Origin of the sequence: Sediminibacterium sp. C3 (assembly GCF_000508085.1) — a bacterium.
Taxonomy (GTDB): Bacteria; Bacteroidota; Bacteroidia; order Chitinophagales; family Chitinophagaceae; genus Sediminibacterium.
The window spans coordinates 2,218,792-2,235,196 of record NZ_KI669560.1 but is presented as its reverse complement, the minus strand read 5'-3'; the positions used below and the strand labels follow the sequence as shown (position 1 = coordinate 2,235,196).

The following is a 16,405-nucleotide window of genomic DNA, read 5'->3' as shown; positions in this document are numbered from 1 at the left end:
TGCCGGATGCTATTAAGGATTTCCCTGTTGTTTTGTGTATGTCTGCAGTTTTCTCTTGCTGGTAATGCTCAGATTAATGCAATGAAATCCGGTTCCGCTCATCTGGGTATTATCACCGGAACAATAACGGATTCCACACGTGGAGAAGGCGTTCCATTTGCCAATCTGGTATTGGTAGGGATGTCTGGAAATTCTCTAAGGTTTCAGGGGGTATCTGATAAAAATGGAAATTTCGAATTCAACCGACTTCCGCTGGGCTATTATTCTTTGCGAATTAATGCACTGGGCTTATCTCCTGTACAAATAGACAGTATATTTCTTAGGGCCGAGAGGTATGATTTTAATCTGGGTGATATTAAGCTAAAATATCCCGGACAGTCTACCTTAACTGAAGTGGTTGTTTATGCTGAAAAGCCATTATTTGAAAACAAGGACGATAAATTAACCTATAATATCGGAGAAAGTGCACTTAGTAATGGGGCAAGTACAGCAGAACTGCTAAAGAATATACCGCTGGTGAATAATGATCCGAATGGTCGAATTCTTTTGAAAGGTAAGGAGCCCAGAATTTTGATTGATGATAAACCTACAGAGTTAAACGCACAGCAATTACAGGATTTGCTGGAGAGCCTGCCGGGTGGTACCATTGAAAAAATTGAAATCATGACCAACCCTCCGCCACAGTATGCTTCTGAAGCCGGTGGAGTAATAAATATTGTTACAAAAAAAGGGAAGATTGGCTGGTTAGGTAGAATCAGTTTCAGCGCAGGAACCAGGGGGGAAGGCAATTTTTCCGGAAATATCAGTTACCGGAATAAAAAATTTACTTATAACCAAACCTTGGGTTTAGGTGCGAGTAGATTAATGGGAAATGGGTATAGCTACCGGACCAATTTGTACAAAGATTCAACCAATCAGTTCAATAGTTCCAATCAATATACCAATCAGAATTTGAGACCGAATATCAGAACGCAATTAGATTGGGAATGGTCAAAACAGTTTCAAATGGGATTGGTGTATCAGGGGAATATGAATTATTTTGATAACCAAAGTGTCAATCAGTTCGTTAATATCAATCGATTTAATGAAGCATATAAAATCAGCAATAGGGAGAATAGCAGCATAGGAAATGGATATACCCACGGATTGCAATTGTCGGCAGTGCAAAAGGGGAAGAAAAATGCAGCAGAACAATTAAGAATGTTTCTATCTGCCAATACCAGTAAGAACGACAATGACAGAGACTTTTATCAGCAGTTTCTGGCTACCGGTATGGTGCCTACCGGAATTGATTCAACACAGTCTCAATACTTTAATAATAGGAATAACAATTGGAGTGGTAGACTGGAATATACCAAGCCGCTAAAACATAAGGGCAGTAATTTTAGTGCAGGACTCAATTACAATGCATCCAGATTTCACAATACTTTAAATACCAATTTTCTAAGAAAGTCAGACGGAGTAATGATTAAAAATGATTTACTCAGTAATGATTTTTTCTTTTATCAGGAAATAGCCAGTGTCCGTTCGGGTTTTAGCTGGTTATTTAAAAAAGACGTTAGACTAACAGCAGGTGCACAGGCAGAGTACACTTCCATGTCTTTTGATTTTATAAAAGGGAATGTTGCCAATGTTGAAAACAGTTACTGGAATATATTGCCATATGCTACACTCAGAAAGGATTTCAACAGGCAATTCAATACTGCATTGGTATATAGATCAACCATCCGAAGGCCGGGAATTGGTGAATTGAATCCCAATATAGACTATTCCGATCCTTACAATCTCAGATTTGGAAATCCAGCATTGTTGCCAACTTTGTCTCATAATTTTGATTGGAACCTGAATTTTTCGAAAGGAAAATATTATATCAATACCTCCTTTGGATATAACAAGGTATCACAGGTCTTTAATACAATACGAAGCCTTGCCGAAGAAGGAAAAACCAATATTACCTGGTTGAATATTGCTGACCGGAACGAATACGAAGCAAGCGTATTCGGAGGCTACACATTTACCAAGCAGTTCAGGATGAATGGCAGTATAGGGTATACCTACAATGTTTATGGGGAGAGTGAGAAAAAAATGTATCTCTATAGAGACGGAGGTTCTTTGTACACCAATATTAATTACACCTATTCACCTAGCAGTGTCTGGACTTTTGAAGGTACTGCCCGTTTTAATCGCTATGCCAATCCGCAAGGGCTAAGCAGATCGAATATCAATACCAATTTTGGCGTACAACATAAAATGCTGGACAGAAGATTAATTATTTCTTTCAATGCTATTGACCCTTTTACGCCACAATCCATTCGCTCCTTTACAACCGGACCCAGGTTTGAACTGGAAAGCTTCAGTGCTACCCGAAGCCGAAACTACCGGATTTCAATAAGCTTTCAGTTGAATAGAATGGTGCAGAAATCGCCTTCGGTTGCTAAAAAATCAACAGGGGCTAAAATATAAAACGCGTTTTGGAATTGGGCGTATTATACCGTTTTTTTGATTCTGGAGGATAGCCAACTTTCTTTTACAGGAATGATCCATTCATTCATCCAGCTTCCTTTGGTAGCAACGGTATTATTAAAATAAAGCGTATCAGGTTGTATGAATTGATTCTCTAATGCATAATTAAATTGGGCAAGAGGTAATAATTCAATTTTATCTTTTATTACAAAAGCCAGATTCTGTCTGTTGAATAAATCTACTTTGCACAACTGTTCAATTTTTTTGATCACGTGTACAGAACTATCTGTGCTGCATCCGCCAACTGTAGTAGCAGATTCATCCGCCATTAAAACAATAAACTGACCAAAAAATAAATTGGCAAAACCTTTAACGGGAGAACCATGGCTTTTCCAGCCAGCTATAAAATCCTGTAAAACTTGATCTATCTCAAATGCTTCACTGATAGAAAACAGCCGGTTACTCTGGTAAATCCACACTTTAGACTGATCACTGAAGTCTGCCGGACAATTGTTCTTATACGCTTGAATATCCATGCTGCAAAGGTACAACTTATGCAATGCTTTCGGCAATCATTTCTGCTATATCCAAAACAGCTACTTCATTTTCTTTCTCCCTGTTTTTTACACCATCCATCATCATTGTATTGCAGAATGGACAGGCAGCTGCAATGAAAGTTGCCCCCGTTTCAAGTGCTTCGTCAGCCCTCTCTATATTAATTCTCTTGTTGCCTGGTTCATCTTCTTTAAACATTTGTGCTCCACCTGCGCCACAGCAAAGACCTTTTGTACGGCATCTTTTCATTTCTATCAACTCAGCATCCAGTGCTTCTAAAACTTTTCTGGGCGCTTCATAAATATTGTTGGCCCTACCCAAATAGCAGCTGTCATGGAAAGAAATCTTTTTACCCTTAAAACTGCCGCCTTCTTTTAATATAATTTTCCCTTGATCAATTAGTTCCTGCAAAAGTGTGGTGTGATGAATTACTTCATAGTTGCCCCCCAGCTCAGGGTATTCGTTTTTTAATGTGTTAAAGCAGTGTGGGCAAGTTGTTACAATTTTTCTGATATTATAACCATTCAAAATCTGAATATTCTGATAGGCCATCATTTGGAACAAAAACTCATTTCCAGCTCTTCTGGCTGGGTCGCCAGTACAAGCTTCTTCCTTTCCTAAAATGGCAAATTTTATTCCTACTTTATCAAGTATAGTAGCAAAAGCTTTGGTTATTTTTTGTGCGCGCTGATCAAAGCTTCCTGCACAACCAACCCAAAACAGAATTTCAGGGGTTTCTCCATTTGCCATCATTTCGGCCATCGTATTGATCTTCATATATTCTTTTTAATGTTTATTAGTAATTATTAAGAGGCCATTTCATTGGCCCATTTATCACGATCATCAGGAGAAAATTTCCATGGCGCAAAATTGTTTTCAATATTGCTGAAAGTGCTGTTCCATTCCTGTGGTGCATTGCTTTCTTCCATAATTAATGATCTTCTTAATTCAACAATTATGTCGAGAGGAGAAATGCTTACCGGACATGCTTCCACACAGGCATTACAAGTAGTACATGCTCTAAGTTCTTCTACTGAAATATAATCGTGTAACAAAGTTTTGTTGTCAGAAACAAATGATTGGTTGACATTGATATTTCTGCCTACTTCTTCCAGTCTGTCTCGGGTGGCCATCATGATTTTTCTGGGACTTAGTAATTTACCCGTTTGGTTCGCTGGACATTCTGAAGTACATCTTCCGCATTCTGTACAGCTATAAGCATCCAATAAATTTTTCCAGCTTAAATCAAATACATCTTTTGCACCAAAGCTGGCAGGTGGAGTAGCGTTAGCAGGTGCGAATTCAGGTTGCATTGCATACAATACTTCATTTTGTACTTCGGGCATATTTTTTATTTTTCCCGGAGCCTGCAAATTTGCGTAATAAGCATTGGGAAAAGCAAGTGCAATATGTAAGTGTTTAGAGTAAGGAAGATAATTCAGGAAGGCGAAAATTCCTGCAATATGAATCCACCATGCTACTCGCTCAATGGCTATCAATGTGCCATCGGGCAAACCTTCAAACAGAGGTATTAATTGAGCAGAAAGAAAAAAACTTCCGGTAGGCTCGTAATGTGCAACGCCTCTGTCCTGTAAAATCTGATCAGTTGCATTCATGGTTAAAAACAAACTCATTAATACAATCTCTGTAATCAGAATCAGGTTGGCATCTGTTTTGGGCCATCCGTTTAAATCCTTACTGATAAATCGTTTTAGTTTAAGCCAGTTTCTTCTGGCAAGAAAAATGATACAAACGACAATAACGCTTGCCGCCAACCACTCAAAAGTATTGATGAGCAAGCCGTAGAACTCGCCCAGATAAGGAAGAAAAAGTCTGTGGGTGCCTAAAATACCATCCAGTACAATTTCAAGCACTTCCATATTAATGATGATAAAACCGGCATAAATAATGAAGTGCATGATGGCAACCGGAACATTATGAAACATTTTCTTCTGCCCAAGTGCCAGTAATATTACATTCTTCCAGCGCTGGCCGGGGTTATCCGATAAATCCTGTGCTTTCCCAAGAAATATATTCCTTCTGATTTCGGCCACTTTTTTTGAAAACCAGTAAATGGCTGCCCCGGCCATGATACAAAACAAAACTTGTTGTAAGTACTGCATAAAGAAAGTTATACGCTAAGATAATACAATTGGAGAATGCATTATTGTTGTTATTTTGAGGTATAATTTATACTATGTCTGAAAGAAAATACGTTTTAACCGCAGCAGCTGCTCAGCAGAAATTAAAAAGAATGAGTCTGGAGATTGCGGAAAGCCTGAGCGGCCAAACAGGAGAGCTATATTTAATGGGAGTTCAGCAGAGTGGGATGATTATTGCGGAAGAAATGGCCAGCTTATTGGGGACTTTGCTAAACAAACCCATTAAAACGATAGCTGTTCAGCTGAACAAACAAAAGCCAACCGACGTGATTTTGAGTGAAAAACTGGATCTAAACGGTGCTAATATTGTTTTAATAGACGATGTAACGAATAGTGGAAAAACACTATTATATGCATTGAAACCATTATTGGAAGCACATCCGAAAAGTATTCAAACACTTGTATTAGTGGAAAGAATGCATAAACAGTTTCCGGTAAAACCCGATTTTGTGGGTCTGTCTATTGCCACCACTCAGGAGGAACATATCCAGGTTGAAACTGAAGGCGGAAAAATTCAGGGTGCATATGTTAAATAAAAGAAATGATAGTATCTTAATAATTAAAATATAAATGAGCATTTAATATGGACGCAGCAATACAAGCCAATGTAAATACCTGGTTAAACGGGAACTATGACCAGTACACAAAAGACCAAATTCTCGCTTTACAGGCCGGCAATCCTGATGAACTGGCAGATGCCTTTTACAGGAATCTTGAATTTGGAACAGGTGGTTTAAGAGGATTAATGGGTGTTGGTACCAATCGGGTTAATAAATACACTATTGGAATGGCTACTCAGGGTTTTTCTAATTATTTAAAGAAGACCTATCCTGATTCCAGCATACAAATAGCAATTGCCCACGATAGTAGGAATAACAGCCGTTTTTTTGCTGAAACCACAGCTAATGTGTTTGCAGCCAATGGTATTAAAGTGTATTTGTTTGAGGCATTAAGACCAACACCGGAGCTGAGTTTTGCAATTCGTAAATTGGGTTGTCAGGCAGGCGTGGTATGTACAGCATCTCATAATCCCAAAGAATACAATGGTTATAAAGCTTACTGGAATGATGGGGGACAGCTGGTGCCACCCCATGATAAAAATGTAATCACAGAGGTAGAAGCTATCAAAAGTGTTGATGACGTAAAGTGGGATGGAGGTGAAGCCAATATTACCATTATTGGAGCGGAACTGGATGCCCAGTACATTGAAATGGTAAAGGAGCTTAGTGTTTATCCAGATGTTGTATCAGCACAGAAAGATTTAAAAATTGTATATACGCCAATTCACGGAACAGGTATAACACTGGTACCTAAAGTTTTGCAAGCATTCGGATTCGAGAACGTACATATTGTAGAAGAGCAGTCAACACCAGACGGTAACTTTCCAACTGTAAAGTATCCCAATCCGGAGGAAAGCGAAACCATGAGCATTGGATTGGCTAAAGCCCGTGAATTGAATGCAGATATTCTTTTGGGAACAGACCCGGATGCGGACCGTGTGGGTATTGGTGTTAAGAATCATAAGGGCGAATGGGTTTTGATGAATGGCAATCAGACAGCAGTACTTGCATTTGCATACATGATGGAAGCCAGAAAAGCCAAAGGCATTGCACAGCCCAATGATATGGTAGTTTCTACAATTGTTACCACAGAAATGATTAATGAAGTAGCCAGACAAAATAAGGTTGCCTGTTATAATGTTTTAACCGGCTTTAAATGGATTGCTGAAAAAATTAAAGAACTGGAAGGGAAAGAAAATTACGTAATTGGTGGTGAAGAAAGTTTTGGATTAATGATCGGAGATCAGATCAGAGATAAGGATGCTGTTAGTGCAGTTGCATTGATGTGCGAAATGGCGGCATATGAAAAAAACAAGGGCAGATCCTTATTCGATAAAATGATTGACCTGTATATTCAATATGGTTTTTATTATGAGAATCTAATCAGCATTACCAAAAAAGGCATGAACGGACAGAAAGAAATTGCAGATATGATGGAAGGATATCGTTCCAATCCACCATCTTCCATTAACGGTTCTGCAGTAACTACGTTGCTGGATTATCAATTACAGGTGGGTAAAAATTTACAAACCGGTGAAACCTGGCCGATTCAACTTCCGAAAAGTAATGTGCTTCAATTTATTACCGCTGATGGAAGTAAGATTTCTGCGAGACCTTCTGGTACAGAACCAAAAATCAAGTTCTACTTCAGTGTAAATACCCGCCTGGAAAACCGCGAAGCATTTGATGTGAAACAAAAAGAACTGGAAAACAGAATTGAAGGAATTATCAGTAGTATGAACCTAAAATAGTAAGGTATATTCGCAGCATGCAAAAAGACAGAGATTATTTGGATACATATCATCATAAGGGAATGCGCAAAAAGCTGATTGATACTTTGCGCGAGAAAGGAATTACAGATGAAGCCGTTTTGGAGGCAATGAATAAGATTCCCCGGCATTTTTTTCTGGAATCTGTATTCGACAAAATTGCTTACGAAAACCGTGCTTTCCCTATTTCTGCAGACCAGACCATTTCCCATCCTTATACAGTAGCTTATCAAACTCAGTTACTACAAATAAAAAAGGGGGATAAGGTATTAGAAATAGGGACCGGAAGTATTTATCAGACCACCATTTTGGCTGAACTTGGACCTCAATGGGTATATACCATTGAAAGGCAGAAGAAATTGTTTGACGAACAAAAAGAATACTATCATTTCAGAAAAAATTACCCCAATGTAAAATTCTTTTTCGGGGATGGATTCAAAGGGTTGCCAACTTATGCACCATTTGATAAAATTCTGATAACCGCAGCCGCTCCATTTATACCCCCATTGCTTCTTGAACAATTAAAGACAGGAGGAATGATGGTGATACCTGTAAATGAGGGAGAAGCACAAAGGATGATGCGAATAACCAAACTTGCAGATGGAAGTTTACAGGAAGAATTGTTTGATGAATTTTCTTTTGTTCCTATGTTGCAGGGAAAATCGGCTGATTAGGTGTTTAATTTGATTCTTCTGAAAGCTTTCTTAGCCCCAAAAATCTCAAAATTTACTGTTATTTAAAACTAAGGCCCCGGTAGAAACCAGGGCCTTTCATCTTAAACTAAAACTAAAATTATTGCTGCATCATATCCATGCCACCACTTTGGTCAGCCTTGGTATTTTTGCGTTTGAATAAGCTTGCATCGAATTTTCCGAAACGGTAGCTGAAATTCAGGCGTAAAACCTGAGGATCTCTTCTACGTTGGTTGGTTTGGTTGAAGAAGGAACTTTCAGAATAACTCTGGAACAATTGTGTTCTGAAGATATCATTCATGCTTAAGGTTAAGTTGCCAGATCTGCCATTCTTCCAGGTGAACTCCTTTCTGATTGCTAAATCTACACCATAACGAGGCTGATTGTATCCCTGAGCACCGGACTGAGGCCCGCCTCCGAACATCATACCACCACCACCACCGCCACGGCCACCACCGCCGCCGCTTTGAGGTAATACGGTTCTGGCTTGATAATCTCCGCTTAACTGGATTGAAAATCCTTTGCCTAATTTGAATGTATTGTTCATTTTGGTAAACCAGCTCCATTGCTCCTGAACCAGATTAGGTTGGCCAGGTACCGTTGCATTTAATCTGGAATTGAATATATTCAGGTTAACCGTCATTTCCCACCAGCTGTTTACGGCTGTTTTATTGGTTAATTCCAAACCAAATGATCTGGCACTGTTTGCATTGATAAAAGTGCTGAAGAAAGCGCTGTCCCCGGGAATTAAGGCATTTGCATCTCTATAAACATAACGGGTGATTAAATTGGTAGAATGTTTAAAGAATGCCGTTACCAAAAAGTTTGATCCTTTTTTGTAAGCATTGTTCCAGCTCATTTCAAATGAATTGGTGAATTCAGGTTTAAGACCAGCATTACCCATATTGATATTCTGAGGGTCTGAATAATCCGGGAAAGGCATTAACTGAAAGAAATTAGGTCTGTTTACTCTTCTTGAATAGTTGATCTGGAAATCCTGCTTCTCATCAATTTTATAAGTAATGAATGCACTTGGGAATAAGCTCAATGGGAACTTAACTGAGAAAGTGGCCGAATCAGCACCTCTGGCATTTAAAAGGGTTCCGGTATAATTGGAACTTTCAGCTCTTAAACCCAACTGATAACTCCACTTATTAACTTTAAAACTATAAGTACTGTAGGCTGCATATACAGCATCTGTGTATTTGTATCTGCTGCTAATTAAAGGAACCAGTTCGTATTGGCCAGTCAATTGATTAAAGCGAAATTGATCTAGTTTGTTATTAAAATCTCTGATAGCCACACGTCCACCTGCCTCAAATTTACTGTCATCACTAAGCGGGTTCTCATAATCTATTTGGAAGGTATGGTTGGTAGTTCCTCCGGATCCAATACCACGTTGCAACAAAGGGTTGCCTTTCTGTGTGCCATCCAGATTATAAGTATAATTGCCAATATTAGTCAGGTTATCGTTGGTGCTTTTATTATAGTTATAATCTGAAGAGATATTGTGTCCGTTCTTTGCAAAATTGTGCTTGTAGCTAATTTGGGTGCCCAGATTTCTGAAATTGCTGGTAGACTGGGTTCCGATATTAGAATAAGAAGTTGGTATCCCCTTGATAGTAGAGTCAACACGCTGAGTTTGGTCATTATCAAACTGGCCTCTGTTGTAATTGGCTGTAACAGAAATGGTGTTTCTGTTATCAATAAAATAATCAAGACCACCTCTGAAGAAAGCAAAGTATCCTTTGTTGGTTGCGTCCTGCACGTTGTATATATTGCTTGGGGTTGCTAATAAATTGTTTCTGTCGGTAATACCTTCAGAAATAGATTTACGCTGATTATAAACACCGCTACCCGTAAAATTCAATTTATTCTGACGGATATTGATATCTCCACCGCCATTTAACATTCCCCGTGAGTCAACGCCTGCTCTGATACCACCATTGTACCCCACTTTCTTATTTTTCTTTAGGACGATATTTAAAATACCTGCATTACCACCGGAAGCATCAAATTTGGCGGAAGGGTTGGTGATTAATTCAACTCTTTCAATAATATCAGAAGGTATTTGATCCAGTGTAATTGTCGTTGGTCTGCCATCAATGAATAGAGTTGGGGAAGCATTTCTTAATGTTACATTTCCATCAATATCAACATTTAAAGCAGGGATATTACGCATTAATTCGGTTGCGGTTTGTCCCGAACCCATTAAGTTCTTGTCTACATTGAAGATTTTACGATCAATGCCCAATTCAAATTGGGGTTTGGTAGATGCGGTTACTGTAACGTTACCCAAATTCGTGGCATCTTCTTCCATTTTGATATTGCCTAAATCTTTATCGGCCATTCCCAGCATTTGCTGCATATTTCCACCTCCGCCTGAAGGCATTTTAATGCCGAATGAAATGGTCTGGTCTATCGTTTTATAGGCAAGAGCAGTAGCATTTAATTTGAAATTGCCAAATAGTGGCAGGTTTTCGAAACTGAAATCACCATTAGACTTGGTAATAACGGTTCCCAAAATGGCTTCTTTCATTTTTTTGGTAACGGTATCGAATTTATTACCTCTCAATTGAACGGTAACGCCTTCAATTCCTTTATTGGTTTTACTGTCAACCATTTTTCCATAGAAATGTCCAATATTCATGTTCTGGCTGGCGCCTGCACCGGCACGTCCACCCATCATTGGGGGCATTTGTGCCTTGGCATGACCCATAATCATCCCGGCTAAAAGAAAAATTCCTAAAAATTTACGCATATTCATCATTGTTATTAATTGCAAAGTTGGTTTAGACCCATTGGGATTGAATCTCCCATTTTATGAGCGGTAATATGACAAGCCTGAGTGGATAAAGTTTAACAAAATCGGCGAATAGGGCTTTTAATCCGTCGGTGACTAAGCAATCATTGTTAGCAGCACCTGAATAACACCAATAATAAAACCTAAAACACCTCCAAGAATTTCAATAAATCGGAATTCCTTAGACATGATATCATTTAATATCTGTTCTAATTTGTCTGATGAAAACCCTTTTACTTTTTCTATTACAATTTTTTCGAGGTCTAGCTGATTTTGCAACTGATTCATATAGGATTTCATTAGACCCGGGAATAGTTCCTGTAACTCAGCCATAAAAACAGCTTTCATCTGTACAATGGTCTGGTCGCCAATGAACATACTGATGATGGGCATGTGGTCGGCTAGTTTCACTCGCAGAAAATGGTCAATATGGGCGTCAATTTGGGGGATCAACGCTTCCATATTTTTAGGGTTGGTTATTTTTTCTTCAATATCCTGAAAGGAGAGCAATTCGGCGCTAACCAATTTGCCCAGTTTTTCAGCAAACTGAGCCTGCCTTTTAGGGAATATTCCGATAAAAGTGATGCCCAAAATCTTCACGGGTTCTTTGGGATGAAAAAGCATTTTAATGGCAACCCAATTGGTAAACCAGCCAATAAAGGCTGAAATAAAGGGTATCAGGTAAATAAGACTCATGCTGTAAAATTTAAAAACCTATAAAACATACGTTTTATAGGTTTTAAGTGGGAGAGCGAGGGGTCTCGAACCCCCGGCCTTCAGTGCCACAAACTGACGCTCTAACCAACTGAGCTACGCCCTCCGTTTTGTGGACGGCAAAAGTAGGAAATATTTTTTAAAAAAACTTCATCCAAACCTTTGTTAATTGAAAATGTAGTTGCAATTGGCATCTTATTTTGGATTATTTTTGGAAAGACCATGCAAAAATTCAAGCAATTTATGAAGAGTAGAAAAGGGTTAGTGTTAACGGCTCTGGTATTATTTGGCTCACTTTTTATTGCATTTCGCAGCATAAACGGAGCAGATTCCAATGAAAAAATAGCACAGCAGCAAAGATTATTGAATACCGTAGGCATGTTGCTGGAACAGCAGCATTACAGTCCTAAAAAAATCAATGATGATTTTTCAAAAAAAGTCTTTAAAGGTTATTTAGATCAACTGGATGGAGATAAAAGTATTTTTACTTCCGAAGATGTAAATGGTCTGAAGAAAATGGAAACAACGATTGATGATGAAATTCATGGTGCTGCCATGCATTTTCAGCCAGCAGTCAGTAGTATTTATTCAAAACGCGTTGAAGAAACGGTAGGTTTTTATAAAGAGATATTATCAAAGCCCTTTGATTTCTCTGTAAATGAATCGGTGCAGCTGGATGGTGAAAAACTGAGTTATGCCCCGACTGATGAGGACCGTAAGGATCGCTGGAGAAAAAAATTGAAATATTATACACTGGAACGTTTTGTTGATTTACAGGAAGAAAGAGAAAAGAACAAAGGCAAGGATAGTTTTCGTGTGTTACCAGATGATAGTCTGGAATTGAATGCAAGAAACAGTGTGCTTAAAATGATGGACCGGACTTTCAACCGGATTAAAACTACTTTTACGGAAGAACAGCGATTCAATTCTTTTATAAATGTTATTACCAATTTAATGGATCCTCATACGGATTATTATCCTCCCGTTGAGAAAAGAGCATTTGATGAGAGAATGAGCAACCAGTTTTACGGCATTGGGGCGCAGTTGCAACAGGATGATAATGGAATAAAAATAGCCAGCATTGTTACTGGAGGACCTGCCTGGAAATCAGGTGCCATCGTTGCGGGAGATATAATTATAAAAGTAGCACAGGGGGCTAATGAACCCGTTGATGTGAGTGGATATGGTACAGAAGATGCAGTTAAGTTAATCAGAGGTGATAAAGGCACAGAAGTAAGAATTACCTTCAAAAAACAAGATGGTACTACCCGAACAGTTTCACTGATCAGAGAAAAAATTGAACAGGATGAAGGATTGGCCCGTAGTGCAATTGTGATGCAGGGTAGTGATAAAATCGGGTATATCGCATTGCCAGATTTCTATGCCAATTTTGAAGACAAAAATGGTTTTAAGTGTTCGGAAGATGTAGCAGAAGAAGTTAAAAAGCTAAAAGCTGAAAATGTAAAAGGAATTGTGATTGATCTTAGAAACAATGGGGGTGGTTCCTTGTTGGAAGTGGTTAAAATGGTTGGCTTGTTTATCCCATCAGGCCCGGTTGTTCAGGTAAAGGAAAGAGACGGCAGAGTTGATCAGCAGACCTGGAGAGACAATGATGAATCGGTTTTATATGATGGACCATTAGCGGTAATGGTGAATGAACTAAGTGCATCTGCCAGTGAAATTTTTGCTGCAGCTATCCAGGACTATAAAAGAGGTATTGTTATCGGAAGTAGCTCAACCTATGGAAAAGGAACAGTACAAAGACCCATACCATTTGGAAGACCGATTGATTTTTACAGCAGTAGAACAGAGTTCGGAGCTGTAAGCTTAACATTCCAGAAATTTTACAGGGTTAACGGTGGCAGTACACAATTAAAAGGAGTAGTGCCAGATATTATTATGCCCGATACATATGAATATCTGAAGATCAGAGAGAAGGATAATCCCAATTCCTTACCCTGGGATGCTATTCCACAGACCAGATATCAGTTATGGAATGGGGGTGAAGGCACCCATCTGGATCAAATAGTTAAAAAGGAACAGGAACGAATTGTTTCCGATCCCAACCTGAAATTGTTACAGGACAATTTAAAATGGTTAAGCGCCAAGAATGAAAATCCCATTAATCTGCAAATTGATCAGTTCAAGCAAATGCAGAAACAAATTACCAGTACGGTAAATCAGAATAATGCATTGCTTAAATTGAAGTCCGAATTGAATGTACAGGCGATGGATGCAGACAAGGATAAATTTTACAATAATCCTGATAAAAATAAAGGAATTCGTTACCAGGAATGGTTGAAATTATTAAAGCAGGATTTACATATTGATGCAGGGGTGAAAGTAATACAGCAATTGGCTGAAACAAAGACAGCAACGGCAAAAAATTGATTAGCTAAACAGATAGTACGATTCAGCGAGAAAATGGAAAATAAACTAACAAAAAAATGGTACGCCATTTACACCAAGCCAAGGTGGGAAAAGAAAATAGATTCTGTTTTAATCAGAAAGGGTATTGAAAGCTGGTGCCCTTTGCAAAAGGTGGAAAGACAATGGTCGGACCGAAAGAAAATTATTGAAGAGCCGCTCTTTAAATCTTATGTTTTTGTTAGAATTGATGATACAGAAAGGTCCAAAGTACTCATGACCGACGGCGCTTTGAATTTTGTTTATTATTTGGGTAAGCCTGCTGTTATAAAAGATGAAGAAGTAGAAAACATTAAACTATACCTTGCCGAAAAAGATGCCAAAATTACCATTATCTCTGATGAAGGTTTTTCAAGTGGCGATTTAGTTAAAGTAAATTACGGCGTCTTCATGGATCAGGAAGGAACTGTAGTAAGAGGTGGAAGAAAAAAAGTATATGTACAGTTACAAGGTCTGGGACAAGTAATGATAGTGGAGTTTCCCGCTACTTTTCTTACGGTAAAATAAGTAAGTCTTATATATTCCAAGCTACAATCTGATTTGCCCACTCTGCTCTGTAGGGAGTACTAATCCTGATATAGTTGTCAGTATATCCCTCCATCATGCCTTCTTTGTTATAGGCTTCAAATAAAACAGGACGATTGGTTCCTGCATGTTGCTGAGTAAAATACTGCAACTTCATATAAGACAAATTCCGGAGGGTTTTATTGCGTTCATTACGAACAGAAATGGGAACCACAGGTTTTATTTCCAGGGCTTTGGTATTGTCTCTTTCCGAATAAGTAAATACATGCAGATAAGAGACGTCCAGCGAATGGATAAAGTCAAAGGTTTCTTTAAAATCTTCATCCGTTTCTCCCGGAAAACCTACAATCACATCGACGCCAATGGCTGCATGGGGCATCAATTGTTTAATCAGCGCTACTTTTTCTGCGTATAATGCCCGCTTGTATCTCCTTCTCATCAAGCCCAGTATTCTGTCTGATCCACTTTGAAGTGGAATATGAAAATGAGGCATGAACTGGTCGCTGTTTGCCACCCATTCAATCAACTCATTGGTAATAAGATTCGGTTCTATGGAAGATATTCGGTAACGCTCAATGCCTTTTACTTCATCCAATGCTTTTACCAGATCGGTAAAATTTTCCTGATGCTGTTTGTCTCCGTCAGGACCTTTCCCGAAATCTCCCAGATTAACGCCAGTCAGTACAATTTCCTTTACACCGTCCGCTGCCAGTTTCTCAGCATTCATAATTACATTGGCAATACTATCACTTCTGCTTTTTCCCCTGGCCATAGGTATCGTGCAAAAGGAACAGTTGTAATCACACCCATCCTGCACTTTTAAAAAAGTACGGGTACGATCGTTTTGTGAAAAGGAAGCATTGAATCCACTCACTTCACTGATATCGCAACTGCAAATTTTGGCAGGATCATTGGTTTTGGTCAGATTGCCGATATGTTCTGCAATATTAAATTTTTCAGCTGCCCCCAAAACCAGGTCAACTCCTGGAATACTGGCAATTTCTTTGGGTTTTAACTGGGCATAACAACCTGTAATGATTACGAAACTTTCAGGTGCTTTGCGTTGAATCCTGCGTACAATCTGGCGACATTCCTTATCCGCATTATCGGTAACTGAGCAGGTATTAATTACATATACATCTGCTACTTCATCAAATTCCTTTTTCTCAAAACCTTCTTTCTCCATTAACCTGCTCAGGGTGGAGGTTTCGGAAAAATTCAGCTTACAGCCCAGGGTGTGAAATGCTACCGTTTGTTTTTGATTCATGCCGGCGCAAAGTTAAGACAGGCTTTTGAAATTACCGCTTTACAATTCTAAGGCAGCATTGGTATTCAAAATCATAGGTTTACAGGTGTAAAAACTTTCTTAAAATGGCTGAATCCCCTCAATGTATTTCAATTTTCACCTATAATAAGTTATGTTTGCCAGTCTTTAAAAACCAAAACAAATATGCAGTTTAACAAGATTAATAACATTATTGGCTGGGTGGTTTTTGCTATTGCCAGCATGGTTTATACACTTACTGCGGAAGCGGGCGGAAGCTTATGGGATTGTGGTGAGTTTGTGAGTAGCTGTTTCAAACTCCAGATACCGCATCCTCCGGGCGCCCCTTTATTTGTTATTTTGGGTAGAATTTTCATTATTCTTTTTGGAGATGATCCAATGAGTGCAGCCAAAGCGGTGAATATGATGAGTGCAATGGCGAGTGCATTTACTATTCTTTTTCTCTTCTGG

Annotated in this window: 13 protein-coding genes and 1 tRNA gene; 7 read left to right on the top strand and 7 right to left on the bottom strand. The window is 38.8% G+C overall.

What is annotated here, in order from left to right:
- Window positions 1-81: 81 nt before the first annotated feature.
- Window positions 82-2,463, top strand: coding sequence for an outer membrane beta-barrel protein (locus F777_RS0110385; protein WP_161631507.1), 2,382 nt, complete (start codon window positions 82-84; stop codon window positions 2,461-2,463).
- 23 nt (window positions 2,464-2,486) lie between these two features.
- Here F777_RS0110385 and F777_RS0110380 read toward each other — a convergent pair whose 3' ends face one another.
- Genes F777_RS0110380 through F777_RS0110370 form a run of 3 tightly spaced genes read right to left on the bottom strand, consistent with a single transcriptional unit; the run spans window position 2,487 to window position 5,141 of the window.
- A complete protein-coding gene (locus F777_RS0110380; protein ID WP_026751982.1) occupies window positions 2,487-2,999 on the bottom strand; it encodes a hypothetical protein in 513 nt (170 codons plus the stop codon).
- Between the two features lie 16 nt (window positions 3,000-3,015).
- On the bottom strand, window positions 3,016-3,795 hold the full coding sequence (locus F777_RS0110375) for a (Fe-S)-binding protein (RefSeq protein WP_026751981.1): 780 nt from the start codon (window positions 3,793-3,795) through the stop codon (window positions 3,016-3,018).
- 29 nt (window positions 3,796-3,824) lie between these two features.
- Window positions 3,825-5,141, bottom strand: a complete 1,317-nt coding sequence (locus tag F777_RS0110370; protein ID WP_026751980.1) for a 4Fe-4S dicluster domain-containing protein — start codon at window positions 5,139-5,141, stop codon at window positions 3,825-3,827.
- 74 nt (window positions 5,142-5,215) lie between these two features.
- Here F777_RS0110370 and F777_RS0110365 point away from each other — a divergent pair, with 74 nt between their 5' ends.
- Genes F777_RS0110365 through F777_RS0110355 form a run of 3 tightly spaced genes read left to right on the top strand, consistent with a single transcriptional unit; the run spans window position 5,216 to window position 8,183 of the window.
- The gene (locus tag F777_RS0110365; RefSeq protein ID WP_026751979.1) at window positions 5,216-5,716 is read left to right on the top strand and encodes a phosphoribosyltransferase family protein; all 501 of its coding nucleotides are present in this window, start codon (window positions 5,216-5,218) and stop codon (window positions 5,714-5,716) included.
- A gap of 47 nt (window positions 5,717-5,763) precedes the next feature.
- The gene (locus F777_RS0110360) at window positions 5,764-7,491 is read left to right on the top strand and encodes a phospho-sugar mutase (RefSeq protein ID WP_026751978.1); all 1,728 of its coding nucleotides are present in this window, start codon (window positions 5,764-5,766) and stop codon (window positions 7,489-7,491) included.
- A 17-nt stretch (window positions 7,492-7,508) separates the two neighbouring features.
- Window positions 7,509-8,183 (top strand): protein-L-isoaspartate(D-aspartate) O-methyltransferase, encoded by a 675-nt coding sequence (locus F777_RS0110355; protein WP_026751977.1) that lies wholly within the window; start codon window positions 7,509-7,511, stop codon window positions 8,181-8,183.
- 118 nt (window positions 8,184-8,301) lie between these two features.
- Here the strand turns inward: F777_RS0110355 and F777_RS0110350 are convergent, their stop codons facing one another.
- The 3 genes from F777_RS0110350 to F777_RS0110340 form a co-directional block, all read right to left on the bottom strand.
- Window positions 8,302-10,962: a TonB-dependent receptor gene (locus F777_RS0110350; protein WP_026751976.1), complete on the bottom strand. Its 2,661-nt coding sequence runs from the start codon at window positions 10,960-10,962 to the stop codon at window positions 8,302-8,304.
- Between the two features lie 138 nt (window positions 10,963-11,100).
- On the bottom strand, window positions 11,101-11,700 hold the full coding sequence (locus F777_RS0110345; protein WP_026751975.1) for a DUF445 domain-containing protein: 600 nt from the start codon (window positions 11,698-11,700) through the stop codon (window positions 11,101-11,103).
- Window positions 11,701-11,750: 50 nt separating this feature from the next.
- Window positions 11,751-11,824, bottom strand: a tRNA-His gene (locus F777_RS0110340).
- A 137-nt stretch (window positions 11,825-11,961) separates the two neighbouring features.
- Here F777_RS0110340 and F777_RS0110335 point away from each other — a divergent pair.
- Together F777_RS0110335 and F777_RS0110330 are read left to right on the top strand one after the other, a co-directional pair.
- A complete protein-coding gene (locus F777_RS0110335; protein ID WP_026751974.1) occupies window positions 11,962-14,109 on the top strand; it encodes a carboxy terminal-processing peptidase in 2,148 nt (715 codons plus the stop codon).
- A 33-nt stretch (window positions 14,110-14,142) separates the two neighbouring features.
- Entirely contained in the window at window positions 14,143-14,652 is a 510-nt protein-coding gene (locus F777_RS0110330; protein WP_026751973.1) for a UpxY family transcription antiterminator, read from the top strand.
- Between the two features lie 7 nt (window positions 14,653-14,659).
- Here the strand turns inward: F777_RS0110330 and mtaB are convergent, their stop codons facing one another.
- Window positions 14,660-15,937, bottom strand: coding sequence for a tRNA (N(6)-L-threonylcarbamoyladenosine(37)-C(2))-methylthiotransferase MtaB (gene mtaB / locus F777_RS0110325; protein WP_026751972.1), 1,278 nt, complete (start codon window positions 15,935-15,937; stop codon window positions 14,660-14,662).
- 183 nt (window positions 15,938-16,120) lie between these two features.
- On the opposite strand from mtaB, the gene F777_RS18220 reads away from it, so the two are divergent.
- Window positions 16,121-16,405, top strand: a 285-nt coding sequence (locus F777_RS18220; protein ID WP_037370133.1) for a glycosyltransferase family 117 protein, incomplete at its 3' end; no start/stop codon positions are given.

Excerpts from the sequence above, each read along its gene's own strand:
- F777_RS0110385 (WP_161631507.1), top strand. The coding sequence starts at position 82 with ATGAAATCCGGTTCCGCTCATCTGGGTATTATCACCGGAACAATAACG.
- F777_RS0110380 (WP_026751982.1), bottom strand. The coding sequence starts at position 2,999 with ATGGATATTCAAGCGTATAAGAACAATTGTCCGGCAGACTTCAGTGAT.
- F777_RS0110375 (WP_026751981.1), bottom strand. The coding sequence starts at position 3,795 with ATGAAGATCAATACGATGGCCGAAATGATGGCAAATGGAGAAACCCCT.
- F777_RS0110370 (WP_026751980.1), bottom strand. The coding sequence starts at position 5,141 with ATGCAGTACTTACAACAAGTTTTGTTTTGTATCATGGCCGGGGCAGCC.
- F777_RS0110365 (WP_026751979.1), top strand. The coding sequence starts at position 5,216 with ATGTCTGAAAGAAAATACGTTTTAACCGCAGCAGCTGCTCAGCAGAAA.
- F777_RS0110360 (WP_026751978.1), top strand. The coding sequence starts at position 5,764 with ATGGACGCAGCAATACAAGCCAATGTAAATACCTGGTTAAACGGGAAC.
- F777_RS0110355 (WP_026751977.1), top strand. The coding sequence starts at position 7,509 with ATGCAAAAAGACAGAGATTATTTGGATACATATCATCATAAGGGAATG.
- F777_RS0110350 (WP_026751976.1), bottom strand. The coding sequence starts at position 10,962 with ATGCGTAAATTTTTAGGAATTTTTCTTTTAGCCGGGATGATTATGGGT.
- F777_RS0110345 (WP_026751975.1), bottom strand. The coding sequence starts at position 11,700 with ATGAGTCTTATTTACCTGATACCCTTTATTTCAGCCTTTATTGGCTGG.
- F777_RS0110335 (WP_026751974.1), top strand. The coding sequence starts at position 11,962 with ATGAAGAGTAGAAAAGGGTTAGTGTTAACGGCTCTGGTATTATTTGGC.
- F777_RS0110330 (WP_026751973.1), top strand. The coding sequence starts at position 14,143 with ATGGAAAATAAACTAACAAAAAAATGGTACGCCATTTACACCAAGCCA.
- mtaB (WP_026751972.1), bottom strand. The coding sequence starts at position 15,937 with ATGAATCAAAAACAAACGGTAGCATTTCACACCCTGGGCTGTAAGCTG.